Source organism: Rhabdaerophilum calidifontis, from assembly GCF_008641065.1.
In the GTDB taxonomy this organism is placed as follows: domain Bacteria; phylum Pseudomonadota; class Alphaproteobacteria; order Rhizobiales; family Beijerinckiaceae; genus Rhabdaerophilum; species Rhabdaerophilum calidifontis.
Genome location: NZ_VTRS01000008.1, coordinates 42,393 through 56,487 on the forward strand (window position 1 = coordinate 42,393; position 14,095 = coordinate 56,487).

The following is a 14,095-nucleotide window of genomic DNA, read 5'->3' on the forward strand; positions in this document are numbered from 1 at the left end:
AGTTCAAGCTTGAAGGAATGACCGCCCGTCCGGGCCGGGCGGGATTCCGAGATGCACGGCAAGGCTCGCGGCGATATCGGCGAGGCTCTCGCGCACGCCGATGGAGCCCGGCGCGATACCGGGGCCGAAGGCGAGCACCGGCACCCGCTCGCGGGTATGGTCGGTGCCGCGCCAGGTCGGGTCGTTGCCATGATCGGCGGTGATCACCGCGAGATCGCCGGGGCGGAGCCGCGCCGCGATCTCCGGCACGCGCCGGTCGAACGCCTCCAGCGCCGCAGCATAGCCCGGAACGTCGCGGCGATGGCCGAATTCCACGTCGAAATCGACGAGATTCGCGAAGACGAGCCCGCCTGCCGGCAGTCGGTCGAAGGCCGCCAGCGCCGCGTTAAGGAGGGAATCGTTGCCGGCCGCCTTGATCTCCTCGCCGGTGGCGCGGTGGGCGAAGATATCGCCGATCTTGCCGATGGTGACGATCGCGCGGCCCTGGGCGTGCAGCCGGTCGAGCAGCATGGGCTGCGCAGGCTCGATCGCCCAATCCTTGCGATTGGCCGTGCGCCGGAATTCGCCGCGCCGCGCACCGATGAAGGGGCGGGCGATGACCCGGCCGATCCGCAGCGGCAAGGTCAGGGTCCGCATGGTGCGGCAAATCGCGTAGAGCCGTTCGAGCCCGAAATGCTGTTCATGCGCGGCGATCTGGAGCACCGAATCGGCGCTCGTGTAGAGGATCGGCCGGCCGGTGCGGATATGCGCCTCGCCGAATTCCTCGATGATCGCGGTGCCCGAGGCGTGGCATTCCCCGAGAATGCCGGGAAGCCCGGTGTCGCGCAGGAAGGCGGCGATCAGCTCCGGCGGGAAGCAGGGCACGGTCTCGGGAAAATAGCCCCAGGCGAAGCGCACGGGAAAGCCGGCGATCTCCCAATGGCCGGACGGCGTGTCCTTGCCGTTGGAGGTCTCGGTCGCAGCGCCGAAACGGCCGCCCGTGGCGCCGCCTTCGAGGCCGGGCGCGACAAGACCCGTCGCCATCGTCACCGCCTGCCCCAGCCCGAGTGCGACGAGATGAGGCAGGCGCAGGGGGCCGTGCCGCAGGCCCGCGCGGTCGCCGCGCCCCTCCGCGCAGGCGAGCGCGATATGGCCGAGCGTATTCGCGCCGGCATCGCCATAGGCGGCGGCGTCGGGCGCCCCGCCGATCCCCACTGAATCAAGAACGATCAGCAATGCGCGCGTCATGCCGGAGTGATCCGTTCGGCAATCAGCGGCGCGGGGGTGGGCGCCTCGGCCCCGATCGTGTAGGCGGCATGAAGCGCGGCGGCAGCGCACTCGCACTCCGCCGGGCTGCGGGCATGGATCATAGCAAGCGGCTGCCCGGTTGCGATGCCGGCGCCGAGCGGGGCGAGCGCGTCGAGCCCGACCGCGGGGTCGATCGCATCTTCGGCGCGGGTCCGCCCGCCGCCGAGCGCCACGACGGCGAGGCCCAGCGCGCGGGTGTCGATCGCCGTCACGAAGCCCGCCCGCGCGGCCGGCACCGGGCGGATCACCGGCGCTGCGGCGAGGTGGCGCGACGGGTTGTCGAGGAGATCCGCCGGCCCGCCAAGCGCCGCGATCATGCGGGCGAACCGCTCCGCCGCGGCGCCGGATTCGATGGCCCGCGCGATCCGCTCGCGGCCGGCGGCGGCATCGGGCGCAAGCCCGCCGATCACGAGCATCTCGCCGCCGAGCGCCGCCGTCACCTCCAGGAGCCGCCGGTCGTGTCGCGCGCCGGTCATGTTGGCGATGGCGTTCGCAATCTCGAGTGCGTTGCCCGCCACCGGCGCAAGAGGCTCGTTCATGTCGGTGATCAGCGCCGTGGTCCGCAGCCCCGCGCCCTGCGCCACCGCGACGATGCTCTCGGCCAGCGCCCGCGCCTGCCCGAGCGTCGGCATGAAGGCGCCACAGCCGGTCTTGACATCCATCACCAGCCCGTCGAGCCCCGCCGCGAGCTTCTTCGACAGGATCGAGGCGGTGATGAGCGGGATGGATTCGACCGTCGCGGTCACGTCGCGGATCGCATAGAGGCGCTTGTCGGCGGGCGCGAGATCCTCCGTCTGGCCGATGATCGCGCAGCCGACATCGCGCACGATCCGCGCCAGCAGCGCCGGGGCGGGCCGTGTCGAATAGCCCGGGATCGCCTCGAGCTTGTCGAGCGTGCCGCCGGTATGGCCGAGCCCGCGGCCCGAGATCATCGGCACGAAGCCGCCGCAGGCGGCAACCGCCGGGGCGAGGATGAGGCTGACGAGATCGCCGACCCCGCCGGTCGAATGCTTGTCGAGCACCGGGCCGGGCAGATCGAGCGGGCGCCAATCCATCACCCGCCCGGAATGCGTCATCGCGCGGGTCAGCGCCACCGCCTCGGCGCGGTTCATGCCGTTGAGGAACACCGCCATGGCGAACGCAGCCATCTGCAGCGGCGTGACGGATCCCTCGACGAGCCCGCGGACGAGGAAGGCGATCTCCTCCTCGGCGAGCGCGAGCCCGTCCCGCTTCCGGCGGATGATCTCCTGCGGCAGGATCATCAATAGCGCTCCGTCGCAATCGGCGCGGCGCTGCCGCCGATCGCCGCCGCCAGCGCCGCGTGCAGGCCCGAGGCGCCGAAGCGGAAGGTGTCCGGCGTCGCCCAGCCCGGCCCCATCGTCTCGTCCGCGAGCGTCAGATAGGCGCGGGCATCGGCCAGCGTGCGGATGCCGCCGGAGGGTTTCAGCCCCACCGCGCGCGGTGAAGCGAGGATGGCCTCGAGCATGGCGCGCGCGGCTTCGGGCGTCGCGCCGGTACCGGTCTTGCCGGTCGAGGTCTTGACGAAATGCGCGCCGGCCCGGATCGCCAGCAGCGCGGCGCGGCGGATGCTCGCGGCATCGGGATATTCGCCGCTTTCAAGGATGACCTTGAGCAGGATGCCCGCCGGCAGCGCAGCGCGAACGGCCCGCACCATCGCCTCGGCCGTCTCGGTCTCGCCGGCAAGGAAGGCGCGCCAGGGCAGGACGAGATCGATCTCGTCGGCGCCGGCGGCGAGCGCCGCGCCGGTTTCGGCGAGAACGGCCGCGGGCGCATCCGTCCCGGCGGGGAAATTCACCACCGTCGCGATCCGGATCCCCGTGCCTGCGATCCCCGCCTTCGCCGGGGCGACATGGCGCGGCCAGACGCAGAGCGCCGCGACCGGGGGCAGCGCACCGCCACCTTTGGCGCGGGCGCAGAGCGCGCGGATCTCGGGCTCGCCCGCCGCCTCGCCGAGTTCGGTGAGGTCGAGCAGCGCCATGGCACGGCGCGCGACGGCGGCATCGTCGGAATTTGCCGCGCTCATATCCCGTCCTCCAGCAATCCGATGATCAGCCGTGCCAGGGTCGCGCCGCCCGCGGCCGCGACCGCCTTGGTGTCCTTGTGCGAGATCTCCGCATCCGCGAAGCCGGCGGCGAGATTGGTGACCATCGACAGCGCCGCGACCCGCAGGCCCAGCCGCCGCGCGAGGATCACCTCCGGCACGGTGGACATGCCGACGAGATCGGCGCCGAGGATCTTCATCGCACGGATCTCGGCCGGCGTCTCGAAGCTCGGCCCGGAGAACCAGAAATAGACGCCCTCGTGCAGCGGGATTTCAAGCCGTGCCGCGACCGATTGGAGCCGCGCCCGCAGGTCGGGATCATAGGCGTCGCGCATATCGACAAACCGCGCATCGCCCTCCTCGCCGATCAGCGGGTTGCGGCCGGACCAGTTGACGTAATCGGCATGGGCGACGATCGCGGTCGGGCCGATCTCCGGTCGCAGCGAGCCCGCGGCATTGGTGAGGATCAGCGCACCGGCGCCAAGCGCCTTGAGCGTCTCCAGCGCCGGGCGCATCGCGGCCGCGTCGCCCGTCTCGTAATAATGCGCGCGTCCGGACAGGATGGCGACCCGCCGCCCGCCGAGCCGGCCGATCACCAGCCGCCCCTGATGGCCGGAAACGCCGCTTCGGGGAAAGCCGGGCAATGCGGCATAGGGGATCGAGACGGCATTTCCGGCCTGGTCAGCCAGCGGCCCGAGCCCGGAGCCGAGCACCAGCCCGATCTCGACCGGCGCCTCGCCCGCCGCCTTGCGGATGATCTCGGCCGCGCTCATGCCGCGCCTCCCGGAGCGAGATTAGCGGGGCCGAAGGCATGCGGCAGCAGCGCCGCCAGCGTGAGGCGGGCGCGGATTCCCGTCGGACCGGCAATCAGAACCGGGCAATCGGGCGCGGCGAATTCGCGGATGCGCTGCCGGCAGCCGCCGCAGGGCGTGCAGAGCGCCTCGCCGGGGCCGAGCACCAGGATCGCCTCGATCCTGCGGCCGCCGCCGAGCACCATGGCCGCGATGGCGCCGGCCTCGGCACAGGTGCCGAGCGGGTAGGCAGCATTCTCGACATTGACGCCGGCATAGACCCGGCCGTCATCCGCCCGGATCGCCGCCCCGACCGGGAAGCGCGAATAGGGCACATAGGCCTGTGCCTGCGCCGCCTTCGCGGCCTCGAACAGCGCCTCGATGGGATCACGCGTCAATCATCGCTCCTTGACGTAAGGGATGCCGCTCGCTCGCGGCGGGATGGCCCGGCCGACGAACCCCGCGAGCAGGATCACGGTGAGAATATAGGGCAGCGCCTGGATCGCCTGAACCGGGACGGAGCCGATCCCCGGCAGGATCACACCCTGAAGGCGGATCGCGCCGGCATCGAGCAGCCCGAACAGCAGGCAGGCGCCAAGCGCCGCCAGCGGGCGCCATTTCGCGAAGATCAGCGCGGCGAGCGCGATGAAGCCCTTGCCGGCGGTCATGTTCGGCAGGAAGCCCGCCGCCTGCGACACCGCCATGTAGCTGCCGCCCAGCCCGCAGAGCAGTCCGCAGGCAAGCACGGCGGAATAGCGCAGCCGGCCGACCGCGATCCCCGCCGTATCGACGGCGGCCGGGTTCTCGCCCACGGCGCGGATGCGCAGGCCCCAGCGCGTGCGGTAGAGCAGGAACCAGGTCGCCGGAACCGCGACGAGCGCGAGATAGACCGGCAGCGGATGGCCGGAGACAACCTCCGCATAGAAGGGCCCGAGCAGCGGCACCGCGCGCAGGGTCTCGGCGAGGGGCAGCGCGATCTCGGCGAAACGCGCCCCACCCTCGAGCGCCGGCGTCCGGCCGCCCTGATTGTACCAGACATGGCCGAGCAAGGCCGTCAGGCCGGCCGCCAGCATGTTGATCGCCACGCCGCTCACGATCTGGTTGCCGCGCTGGCTGATGCAGGCGAAGCCATGGACCAGCGCGAGCATCAGCGCCGCGGCAAGCCCGGCGGCGAGCCCCGCCATCGCCGATCCGGTGGCGAGCGCGGTGGTGGCGGAGGCGAAGGCGGCCGCGAGCATCTTGCCTTCGAGCCCGATATCGACGACCCCCGCGCGCTCCGAATAGAGCCCGGCGAGGCAGGCGCAGGTCAGCGGAACCGCGAGCCGCAGGGCCGAATCTAATACGCCGAGCGCGAGCAGATAGCCTTCCATCAGCCGCGCCTCCGCCGCTGCAGCACGCGCGCGAGCGCCGGCCGCAGCATGAATTCGAGCGCGCCCGCGAACAGCACCACCAATCCCTGGATGACGACGATCATGTCGCGCGAGATGTTCGGCTTGTCGAAGGCGAGTTCGGTCCCGCCCTGATAGAGCACGCCGAACAGCAGCGCCGCCAGCACGATTCCTGCCGGGTGCCCGCGCCCCATCAGCGCCACCGCGATGCCAACGAAGCCGTAGCCGGCGGTGAAGGCCAGCAGCAGCCGGTGCTGCACGCCGAGGATCTCGTTGACCGCCATCATCCCCGCCAGCGCGCCGGAGATCGCCATCGCGAGCACGGTGATCTTCGCCGGCGAAATGCCGGCATAGCGCGCCGCCTCCGGGTTGGCGCCGACAATCCGGATCGCGTAGCCGAGGCGGGAGCGGTAGATCAGCAGCCAGACCAGCAGCGCCGCGAGCAGCGCGAGCGGAAAGGCGAGGTTGAGCGGCGTCTTCGGCAGCGCGAGGCCGAGCGGCGCCACGGCCTCGTGGATGAAGGGCAGCCGCGCACCGGAGGCGAAGCCCCGCGAGGAGGGTTCCATCATCCCCTCCGGCCGGAGGACGTCGACGAGCAGGTAGACGAGCAGCGCGCTGGCGATGAAATTGAACATGATCGTCGTGATGACGACATGCGAACCGCGCCGCGCCTGGAGCCAGCCGGGCACCGCCGCCCAGCCGGCGCCGCACAAAGCCGCGGCCAGGATCGCCGCCGGCAGCGCCACGGCGCCGGGCAGATGGCCGAGGGCGAGCGCGGCCGCTGCCGCGCCGATCCCCCCCAGCATCGCCTGCCCCTCGCCGCCGATATTGAACAGTCCGGCATGGAAGGCCACCGCCACCGCGAGCCCGGTGAAGACGAAATTCGTCGCGTAATAGAGTGTGAAGCCCAATCCCTCGGCATGGCCGAGCGCGCCGCGCAGCAGCAGCGCCGTCGCCTCCAGCGGGTTCTCGCCGATCGCCAGCACGACGAGCCCGGCGGCGAGGAAGGCCAGCGCGACATTGAGCGCCGGCAGCAGCACGACATCCGCCCAGCGCGGGAGGGAGGTCGCGGGGCTCACGGCACCGCCTCCGCGCCGGCATTGTCGAGCCCGGCCATCATCAGGCCGATCTCGTTCTGGTCGGTCTCCTCGCGCCGCCGCGTGCCGACGAGGGCGCCGCCGCACATGACGAGAATCCGGTCGGCCAGGGCGAAGAGTTCGTCGAGTTCCACCGAAACGAGCAGGATCGCCTTGCCGGCGGCCTTGAGATCGAGGATCCGGCGGTGGATGAAGGCGATGGCCCCGATATCGACGCCGCGCGTCGGCTGGGCGACGATCAGCACGTCTGGATCGGTCTCGATCTCGCGCGCAAGCACGATCTTCTGCTGGTTTCCGCCGGAGAAATTCGCGGTCTTGAGCAGCGGATCGGGCGGGCGCACGTCGAACCGCGCCATCTTGCCGGCGGTATCCGCGATCGCGGCGGCGAGATCGACAAACGGCCCGGCGCGATAGCGCGGCGCGTCCTGGCGGCCGAGCATCGCGCTCTCATAGGCGGGGAAGGCCGTCACCAGCCCCATCCGGTGCCGATCCTCCGGCACATGGGCAAGGCCCATGGCGCGGATCCGCGCGGCATCGGCCGCTTCCGGCACCGCACGGCCGGCGATCCGGATTGCGCCGGAGGCGCGCGGCATCATCCCGGCGATCGCCTCGACAAGCTCGGATTGGCCATTGCCGGAAACGCCGGCAATGCCGAGGATCTCGCCGGCGCGGATCGAGAAGCTCACATTGCGCACGCGCGGAATGCCGCGCGCATCGGTGACGGTCAGGTTCTCCACCTCGAGCAATGGCCGGCCTTCGGCGGCCGGGATGTCCCGCATGGGCGGCTGGATCGCACGGCCGACCATCAGTTCCGCCAGCGCGCGCGGGTTGGTCGCGCGCGTTTCCAGATGCGCGACCATCTCGCCGCGCCGCATCACCGAGACCGTGTCGGTGATCGCCATGATCTCCCTGAGCTTGTGGGTGATGAGCAGGATCGTCCGGCCCTGGCGCCGGAGTTCGTCGAGCACGCGGAACAATTGCTCCGTTTCGGCCGGGGTCAGCACGCCGGTCGGCTCGTCGAGGATCAGGATCTCGGCACCGCGATAAAGCGCCTTGATGATCTCGACCCGCTGCTGGAGACCGACCGAAAGCTCGCCGACGATCGCGTCGGGATCGACCAGGAGCCCGTATTCCCGCCCGAAGCGCGCGATCTCGGCGCGCGCGCGGGCGAGGCCGCCGGCCGTGAGCGCGCCGCCCTCGGCGCCGAGCATCACGTTCTCCGCAACGCGCATCGGGGCCACGAGCATGAAATGCTGGTGCACCATGCCGATGCCTGCCGCGATCGCATCCGCCGGATTGAGGATGCGCGCCGGCCGGCCATGCACGCGGATCTCGCCGGAATCGGCTTCGTAGAAGCCGAAAAGGATCGACATCAGCGTCGATTTGCCGGCGCCGTTCTCGCCGATCACGCCGTGGATCGTCCCGGCGCGCACCGCAAGACTGACGGCGCGGTTCGCGTGCACCGCGCCGAAACGCTTGTCGATGCCGATCAGTTCGATGGCGGGCGCGTCCATGGCGCGCGCAACCCCGCGGGCAGCTTCAGCGACCGGTTACTGCACCGGGCATTTCTGGTCGGCCATGTAATCATGGACCTTGACCGCCCCGGAGCGGATTTCCGCCGCCGCCTTGTCCACCGCCGCGCGCATTTCGGCGGTGATCAGCACCTTGTTGTTGTCGTCCTGCGCCCAGTCGACGCCGCCTTCGGCAAGCCCGAGCACGGTGAGCCCGGGCTTCCACTGGCCCGCATGCGCCTCGGTCAGGATCTTCTCGACCGCGATATCGACGCGCTTGAGCATCGAGGTCAGCACCTTGCCGGGATGCATGCCGTTCTGGTTGGAATCGACGCCGATGCCGAGCACGCCGGCATCCGCCGCCGCCCGCAGCACCCCCGCGCCAGTGTTTCCGGCGGCATGATAGACGACGTCGGCGCCGCGCCCGATCTGCGCTTTCGCGAGTTCCGCGCCCTTGAGCGGATCGTTGAAGGCCGCGCCGGTGGTGCCGGTCATGTTCTGGAACACCTCGGCATCGGCCCGGCCGGCCTTGACGCCCTGGACATAGCCGCAGGCGAAGCGGCGGATGAGCGGGATATCCATGCCGCCGACGAAGCCCACCTTGCCGCTTTTCGAGGCTTTCGCCGCCAGCAGCCCGACGAGATAGGAGCCCTCATGCTCCTTGAAGACGATCGATTGCACGTTCGGCATGTCGATCACCGAATCGATAATGGCGAAGCGCGTGTTCGGGAATTCGGCCGCGACCTTCTTCAGCGCGTTGCCGTGCGAGAAGCCGATGGCGATGATCGGGTTGTGACCGTCGCGCGCGAAGCGCGTCAGCGCCTGTTCGCGCTGCGCGTCGTTCTGGATCTCGAAATCGCGATAGGCGATCCCGGTCTTCTTCTTGAACGCCTCGGCGCCGTTATAGGCCGCCTCGTTGAAGGATTTGTCGAACTTGCCGCCGACATCGAAGGTGATCGCGGGCTTGACCTGCGCCGCCGCCGGGGCGGCGAGCAGGGCGGCCAGGACGGTGCCGAACGCGATGCGCTTCATGGATTGTCTCCCCTTGGCGGTTTCCGCCCTGTCATTTCTGCAGGCAAAATATCTAGCACGCGCCCTCGCGAAGTCCATCGCGAGGGCGCTGGCCGGGTCAGGCGATGGAATCCGCGATCATGCGGCGCAGCTCGGGCGTCACCGCCGGGAGGATGCCGAACCAGGCCTCGAAGGCCGGGCGCGCCTGGTGGATCAGCATGCCGAGCCCGTTGATGGTCCGGTTGCCGCGCGCCCGCGCCTGCGCAAGCAGCGCGGTCTCACGGGGGATATAGATGATGTCGGAGACGATTGCGGCCTTCGGCAGCCTTTCGAGCCCGATCTCGAGCGAGGGCTGGCCGTGCATCCCCAGGCTCGTGGTGTTGACGAGCATCGCCGCATCGGCCAGCGCCTCCTCGCGCTCCGACCAGGGATGGGCCCGCAATGGCGGACCATAGGCCGCAGCCAGCAGCTCTGCCCGCTCGGCGGAGCGGTTGATCAGGCGGATCTCGCGCGCGCCGGCCTCGGCCAGCGCCGCGCACACCGCCCGTGCTCCGCCCCCGGCGCCGAGCACGACGGCCGGGCCGGCATCGGCCCGCCATTCGGGGAATTGCTCGCGCAGGCTCGCGATATAGCCGAATCCGTCATTGTTGGTGCCGTGCAGGCTGCCGTCCGGGCGGACGATGACGCAGTTTATCGCGCCGATCCGCCGCGCGGCGGGGTCGAGGCTGTCCATCGCCGCCATCGCCGCCTCCTTGTGCGGCAGGGTGAGGTTGCAGCCGGCAAAGCCGAGCGCCGGCAAGGCGCGCAGTGCCGCTTCGAGCCCGGCCGGCGTGATCTCCAGCGGCACATAGACGCCGGCGAGCCCGTATTGCGCGAGCCAGTGATTGTGCAACCGCGGCGAGCGCGAATGCAGGATCGGCGATCCCATCACGCCGGCGAGGCGAAATCTGTCCTGTCCGCTCATCTCTCTCACTCCAGTTCGGCCGCCGGCCGCCATGATACCGGCGCCGCCGGAAAGGTCCGGGTCAATCGTCCGGGAAGAGCAGGCTGCCCTCGAAGCGGAGCGCCGGGCTGCGATCCCGCGCCAGGAGCAAGGGCCCGTCGAGATCGACGACATCCGCCTGCTGGGCGAGGATCAGCGCCGGGCGCATGGCGAGCGAGGTGGCGAGCATGCAGCCGACCATCACCCGCAGCCCGCGCGTCCGCGCGGCATCGAGCAGCACCAGGGCGTCGGTCAGCCCGCCGGTCTTGTCGAGCTTGATGTTGATCGCGCCATACCAGGCGGGCAGGGCGGCGAGGCTCGCGCTGTCATGGATGCTCTCGTCGGCGCAGAGCGGGATCGGGCTCTCGATTCCCCTGAGCGCGCGATCATCCCCGGCGGGCAGCGGCTGCTCGATCAGTTCAACCCCCGCCGCTGCGCAGGCCGCGAGATTGGCCGCGAGATTGTGCAGCCGCCAGGCTTCATTGGCGTCGACGACGAGCCGTGCGGCCGGCGCTCCGGCGCGGACGGCGGCGATCCGCTCGGGATCGCCGTCCCCGCCGAGCTTCACCTTGAGCAGCGGACGCTGCGCCGCCGCGAGCGCCGCCTCGTTCATCTGGACGGGCGTGCCGAGGCTCAGCGTGTAGCAGGTGGTGACGGGCCGGAGCGGCGCGCGGCCGGCCAGCGCCGCGACACTGACACCCGCACGCCGCGCCTCGAGATCCCAGAGCGCGCAATCGACCGCATTCCGCGCCGCGCCCGGCGGCAGCAGTGCGCCAAGGGCCGCGCGGTCCGCGCCGGCGCGGACGGCATCGGCGACGCTGCCGATCTGGTCGAGGACGCTCTCGACGCTCTCGCCATAACGGGCATAGGGCACGCATTCCCCGGCGCCCACATGCGCCCCGTCGCGGATATGGACGACGACGACGACCGCCTCGGTGCGGCTGCCGCGCGCGATGGTGAAGCGGCCCGCAATGGGGAAGCGCTCGACCGCGATCTCGATCTCCCGCATGGTGATCCTCGGCTCAGGCGCGCGCGCTGTGCGGAAATTCGGCGACGAGCCGATCAACGATCCCCTCGACCCCGAAGCGGATCGGGTCGGTCGTCGGCAGGCCATGCGCGCGCTCGGTCTCCTCGATGAGCGCGGCCGCGGCGTCGGGCGTCAGCTTCTCGGTGTTGATCGCGATGCCGACCGGGCGGATATCCGGGTTGGTCAGCGCGCCGCAGCGCATCGTCAGGTCGATCACATCGGCGATCGTGGGCAGCGGATGCGCGACGCCGCGCATCGTCCGGCGCGTCGGCTCGTGGCAGATGACGAAGGCATCCGCCTGCGCGCCGTGGAGCAGCCCGAGGCTCACCCCCGCGAAGGAGGGGTGGAACAGCGAACCCTGCCCCTCGATCAGGTCCCAATGGCCGGGCGCGGCGGCAGGCGCGAGCCATTCGACGGCGCCGGAGATGAAATCCGCCACCACGGCATCGATCGCGACGCCGCGGCCCGAAATGAACACTCCGGTCTGGCCCGTCGCGCGGAAATCGGCATCGAGCCCGCGCGCCCGCATCGCTTTCTCGAGCGCGAGTGCGGTATATTTCTTCCCCACCGAGCAATCGGTGCCGACGGTGAGGAGGCGCAGGCCCGGCCGCTTCGTGCCCTTGCCGGTCGCGAAGGTCTCGGTGGAATGGCGGACATCGGTCAGCTGCCGGCCATGCGCCTCGGCCGCGGCGCGGATCGCGGGCTTGGAGGCGAGCCGGGCATGGAGCCCGCTCGCGATGTCGAGTCCGGCCTCGATCGCCGCGACGATCACCTCCGTCCAATGGTCCGGCAGCACCCCGCCGGCATTGGCGACGCCGATGATCATCGTCCGCGCCCCATGCGCCACCGCGCTGGCGATCGTCATGTCGGCAATACCGAGATCGGCCTGGCAGCCGGGAAGGCGCAACTGGCCGAGGCACCATTCCGGGCGCCAATCGACGATGCCCTGCGCGGTCTTTGCCGCGAGCTGGTCCGGCACATCGCCGAGAAACATCAGGTAGGGGGCCGCGACGCGCATGGATCCTCCCGCAGGAATCGCCGTACTTTGCCGCGTCGCGGCGCGCTTGTCAGCCTCTTTGGCCGGGTTCAGTCCGCGAACACCACCGTCTTGCCGCCATTGAGGATGACTCGGTTCTCGAGATGGTAGCGCACGGCGCGCGCGAGCACGCGGCGTTCGATGTCGCGCCCCTTGCGGATCAGGTCCTCCGGCGTGTCGCGATGGCTGATGCGCTCGACATCCTGCTCGATGATCGGTCCCTCGTCGAGATCGCTCGTCACGTAATGCGCGGTCGCGCCGATCAGCTTCACGCCGCGCTCATGCGCCTGATGATAGGGCTTCGCGCCCTTGAATCCCGGCAGGAAGGAATGGTGGATGTTGATGCAGCGCCCGGCCAGCTTCGCCGCGAGCCCGTCCGAGAGCACCTGCATGTAGCGCGCGAGCACGACGAGATCCGTCTCCGCCGCGCGGATCAGATCCCAGATCGCGCTTTCCTGCTCGAGCTTCGTCGCCTTGCTCACCGGGCAATGATGGAAGGCGAGGCCGGTGAAATCGAGATGCGCGTAGGTCTCGCGCGGATGGTTGGCGATGATGCCGACGATCTCCATCGCGAGTTCGCCGATCCGCCAGCGATAGAGCAGGTCGGCGAGGCAATGATCGAAGCGCGAGACGAGGATCATCACCCGCGGCCGGTGCGCGCGCGGCGTGATCCGCCAGCGCATCCCGAAGCGCGCGGCCAGCGCGCCGAAGGCCGGAACCGGGTCGGCCGCGGCCGTTGCGGTCGCCGCGCCGAACACCACCCGCATGAAGAACTGGCCGCTCTGCGCGTCGTCGAATTGCTGGGCGTCGAGGATCGTGTAGCCGGCCTCGAACAGATGCGTCGCGACGGCGGCAACGATGCCGGGCCGGTCGGGACAGGACAGGGACAGGACATGCTCGGCAATCATGGCGGGGTTCCGAGGGCGGCAATCGCGGGCATCGCTCCGGGCTGCCCCGGCGGGAAGCGAGCCTCTAACCCGCCGGCGGATCGCGTCAAGTCCGATGCTGGCCGCGTCGGCGGCCGCTCACCAATCGAGGCGCGGCGACAGGCGGTGGAGCAGCACGTCGAAACGCCGTGCCGCGCGCGGGTCGCTCCGGCGCAGTGCGACGCAGGCCGCGCCCGCGTGCCGGCACGCCTCCTCGACCCTTCCGGCCTCGGCGAGCGCGACGAGGCTCGAGAGCAGGATCCCCGCGAGCCGTTCGACCGGCTCACGGGCGATTTCCGGTTCCGGGGATTCGTTCACCACGGGTTGCGCCTCCGGGTGAGTTCCGCCTTGGCGGCATCGCTCATCATCTCCGGGTTCCATGGCGGATCATAGCTCAGGCGGACATCGACAGCCTCGATCCCCGCCACGCCGCGCGCCGCCTCGGCGGCGCCGTTCTGGAGATAATCGGTGGCGGGGCAGCCGCGCGTCGTGGTCGTCATGGTGATGGCAGCGAGGGTGTCGATGATATCGATATCGTAGATCAGGCCGAGATCGACGATGTTGAAGCCGAGCTCGGGGTCGATCACCTGCCGCAGCGCGGTGCGGATCCTGTCGGCCGCCAGGGCGCCGGAATCGGCGCCCTCGGGGGGCAGCGTCACATGCGGCGCGCCGGAGAGGAAATGCTCCATCACCACGCCGAGGATCGCCGGCTTGAGATGCGTCCAGGCATCGGGTTCGGCGCGCACGACGATCGCATCGCCCTCAAGCGTCACCCCGGCGATTCCGGCGATGTCGAACAGCCGCGTCGCGAGCGGCGAGAGATGGCGCCGGTTCCGGTCGGCGATGTCCAGCCGGCCGCCGGGAAAGACCGCCTGGCCGGGCAGGAATCGCAACCGTCCGGGGTCGGGCGTTGCTTCGATCTGGATGAACATCGCGATTCTCCTCAGGGTTCGGCTGTTGCGCGGCGCGTCACGCCG

Annotated in this window: 15 protein-coding genes; all 15 read right to left on the minus strand. The window is 70.5% G+C overall.

Features of this window, described 5'->3' with window-relative positions; all coding sequences use genetic code 11:
- Window positions 1–3 precede the first annotated feature (3 nt).
- The 15 genes from FWJ24_RS12440 to FWJ24_RS14950 all read right to left on the minus strand — a co-directional run bounded on the left by FWJ24_RS12440 (window position 4) and on the right by FWJ24_RS14950 (window position 14,050).
- Window positions 4–1,227, minus strand: coding sequence for a phosphopentomutase (locus tag FWJ24_RS12440; RefSeq protein WP_150288168.1), 1,224 nt, complete (start codon window positions 1,225–1,227; stop codon window positions 4–6).
- Entirely contained in the window at window positions 1,224–2,549 is a 1,326-nt protein-coding gene (deoA, locus tag FWJ24_RS12445; protein ID WP_150288169.1) for a thymidine phosphorylase, read from the minus strand. Before deoA ends, FWJ24_RS12440 begins: the two co-directional genes overlap by 4 nt.
- Window positions 2,549–3,331, minus strand: coding sequence for a deoxyribose-phosphate aldolase (deoC, locus tag FWJ24_RS12450; RefSeq protein WP_150288170.1), 783 nt, complete (start codon window positions 3,329–3,331; stop codon window positions 2,549–2,551). The genes deoA and deoC overlap by 1 nt, the downstream gene beginning before the upstream one ends.
- Complete coding sequence (locus tag FWJ24_RS12455; protein ID WP_150288171.1) at window positions 3,328–4,122, minus strand: purine-nucleoside phosphorylase; 795 nt, start codon at window positions 4,120–4,122, stop codon at window positions 3,328–3,330. Before FWJ24_RS12455 ends, deoC begins: the two co-directional genes overlap by 4 nt.
- Entirely contained in the window at window positions 4,119–4,538 is a 420-nt protein-coding gene (locus FWJ24_RS12460; RefSeq protein ID WP_150288172.1) for a cytidine deaminase, read from the minus strand. The genes FWJ24_RS12455 and FWJ24_RS12460 overlap by 4 nt, the downstream gene beginning before the upstream one ends.
- Window positions 4,539–5,510, minus strand: a complete 972-nt coding sequence (locus tag FWJ24_RS12465) for an ABC transporter permease (RefSeq protein WP_150288173.1) — start codon at window positions 5,508–5,510, stop codon at window positions 4,539–4,541.
- Window positions 5,510–6,607, minus strand: a complete 1,098-nt coding sequence (locus tag FWJ24_RS12470) for an ABC transporter permease (RefSeq protein WP_150288174.1) — start codon at window positions 6,605–6,607, stop codon at window positions 5,510–5,512. The genes FWJ24_RS12465 and FWJ24_RS12470 overlap by 1 nt, the downstream gene beginning before the upstream one ends.
- On the minus strand, window positions 6,604–8,139 hold the full coding sequence (locus FWJ24_RS12475) for an ABC transporter ATP-binding protein (RefSeq protein WP_150288175.1): 1,536 nt from the start codon (window positions 8,137–8,139) through the stop codon (window positions 6,604–6,606). Before FWJ24_RS12475 ends, FWJ24_RS12470 begins: the two co-directional genes overlap by 4 nt.
- Window positions 8,140–8,175: 36 nt before the next feature.
- Entirely contained in the window at window positions 8,176–9,168 is a 993-nt protein-coding gene (locus FWJ24_RS12480) for a BMP family lipoprotein (RefSeq protein ID WP_150288176.1), read from the minus strand.
- 97 nt (window positions 9,169–9,265) lie between these two features.
- Entirely contained in the window at window positions 9,266–10,111 is an 846-nt protein-coding gene (locus FWJ24_RS12485; protein ID WP_150288177.1) for a shikimate dehydrogenase, read from the minus strand.
- Window positions 10,112–10,172: 61 nt separating this feature from the next.
- Complete coding sequence (gene dgcA, locus FWJ24_RS12490) at window positions 10,173–11,138, minus strand: N-acetyl-D-Glu racemase DgcA (RefSeq protein ID WP_150288178.1); 966 nt, start codon at window positions 11,136–11,138, stop codon at window positions 10,173–10,175.
- A gap of 13 nt (window positions 11,139–11,151) precedes the next feature.
- Window positions 11,152–12,174, minus strand: coding sequence for an N-acetyltransferase DgcN (gene dgcN, locus FWJ24_RS12495; RefSeq protein ID WP_150288179.1), 1,023 nt, complete (start codon window positions 12,172–12,174; stop codon window positions 11,152–11,154).
- 68 nt (window positions 12,175–12,242) lie between these two features.
- Entirely contained in the window at window positions 12,243–13,100 is an 858-nt protein-coding gene (purU, locus tag FWJ24_RS12500) for a formyltetrahydrofolate deformylase (RefSeq protein ID WP_150288180.1), read from the minus strand.
- A 117-nt stretch (window positions 13,101–13,217) separates the two neighbouring features.
- A complete protein-coding gene (locus FWJ24_RS12505) occupies window positions 13,218–13,439 on the minus strand; it encodes a hypothetical protein (protein WP_150288181.1) in 222 nt (73 codons plus the stop codon).
- Window positions 13,433–14,050: an iron-sulfur cluster assembly protein gene (locus FWJ24_RS14950; RefSeq protein ID WP_150288182.1), complete on the minus strand. Its 618-nt coding sequence runs from the start codon at window positions 14,048–14,050 to the stop codon at window positions 13,433–13,435. The genes FWJ24_RS12505 and FWJ24_RS14950 overlap by 7 nt, the downstream gene beginning before the upstream one ends.
- Window positions 14,051–14,095 lie beyond the last annotated feature (45 nt).

Bases quoted from the DNA above. Each gene is read 5' to 3' on its own strand.
- FWJ24_RS12440 (WP_150288168.1), bottom strand. From the start codon at position 1,227: ATGACGCGCGCATTGCTGATCGTTCTTGATTCAGTGGGGATCGGCGGG.
- deoA (WP_150288169.1), bottom strand. From the start codon at position 2,549: ATGATCCTGCCGCAGGAGATCATCCGCCGGAAGCGGGACGGGCTCGCG.
- deoC (WP_150288170.1), bottom strand. From the start codon at position 3,331: ATGAGCGCGGCAAATTCCGACGATGCCGCCGTCGCGCGCCGTGCCATG.
- FWJ24_RS12455 (WP_150288171.1), bottom strand. From the start codon at position 4,122: ATGAGCGCGGCCGAGATCATCCGCAAGGCGGCGGGCGAGGCGCCGGTC.
- FWJ24_RS12465 (WP_150288173.1), bottom strand. From the start codon at position 5,510: ATGGAAGGCTATCTGCTCGCGCTCGGCGTATTAGATTCGGCCCTGCGG.
- FWJ24_RS12475 (WP_150288175.1), bottom strand. From the start codon at position 8,139: ATGGACGCGCCCGCCATCGAACTGATCGGCATCGACAAGCGTTTCGGC.
- FWJ24_RS12480 (WP_150288176.1), bottom strand. From the start codon at position 9,168: ATGAAGCGCATCGCGTTCGGCACCGTCCTGGCCGCCCTGCTCGCCGCC.
- FWJ24_RS12485 (WP_150288177.1), bottom strand. From the start codon at position 10,111: ATGAGCGGACAGGACAGATTTCGCCTCGCCGGCGTGATGGGATCGCCG.
- dgcA (WP_150288178.1), bottom strand. From the start codon at position 11,138: ATGCGGGAGATCGAGATCGCGGTCGAGCGCTTCCCCATTGCGGGCCGC.
- dgcN (WP_150288179.1), bottom strand. From the start codon at position 12,174: ATGCGCGTCGCGGCCCCCTACCTGATGTTTCTCGGCGATGTGCCGGAC.
- purU (WP_150288180.1), bottom strand. From the start codon at position 13,100: ATGATTGCCGAGCATGTCCTGTCCCTGTCCTGTCCCGACCGGCCCGGC.
- FWJ24_RS14950 (WP_150288182.1), bottom strand. From the start codon at position 14,050: ATGTTCATCCAGATCGAAGCAACGCCCGACCCCGGACGGTTGCGATTC.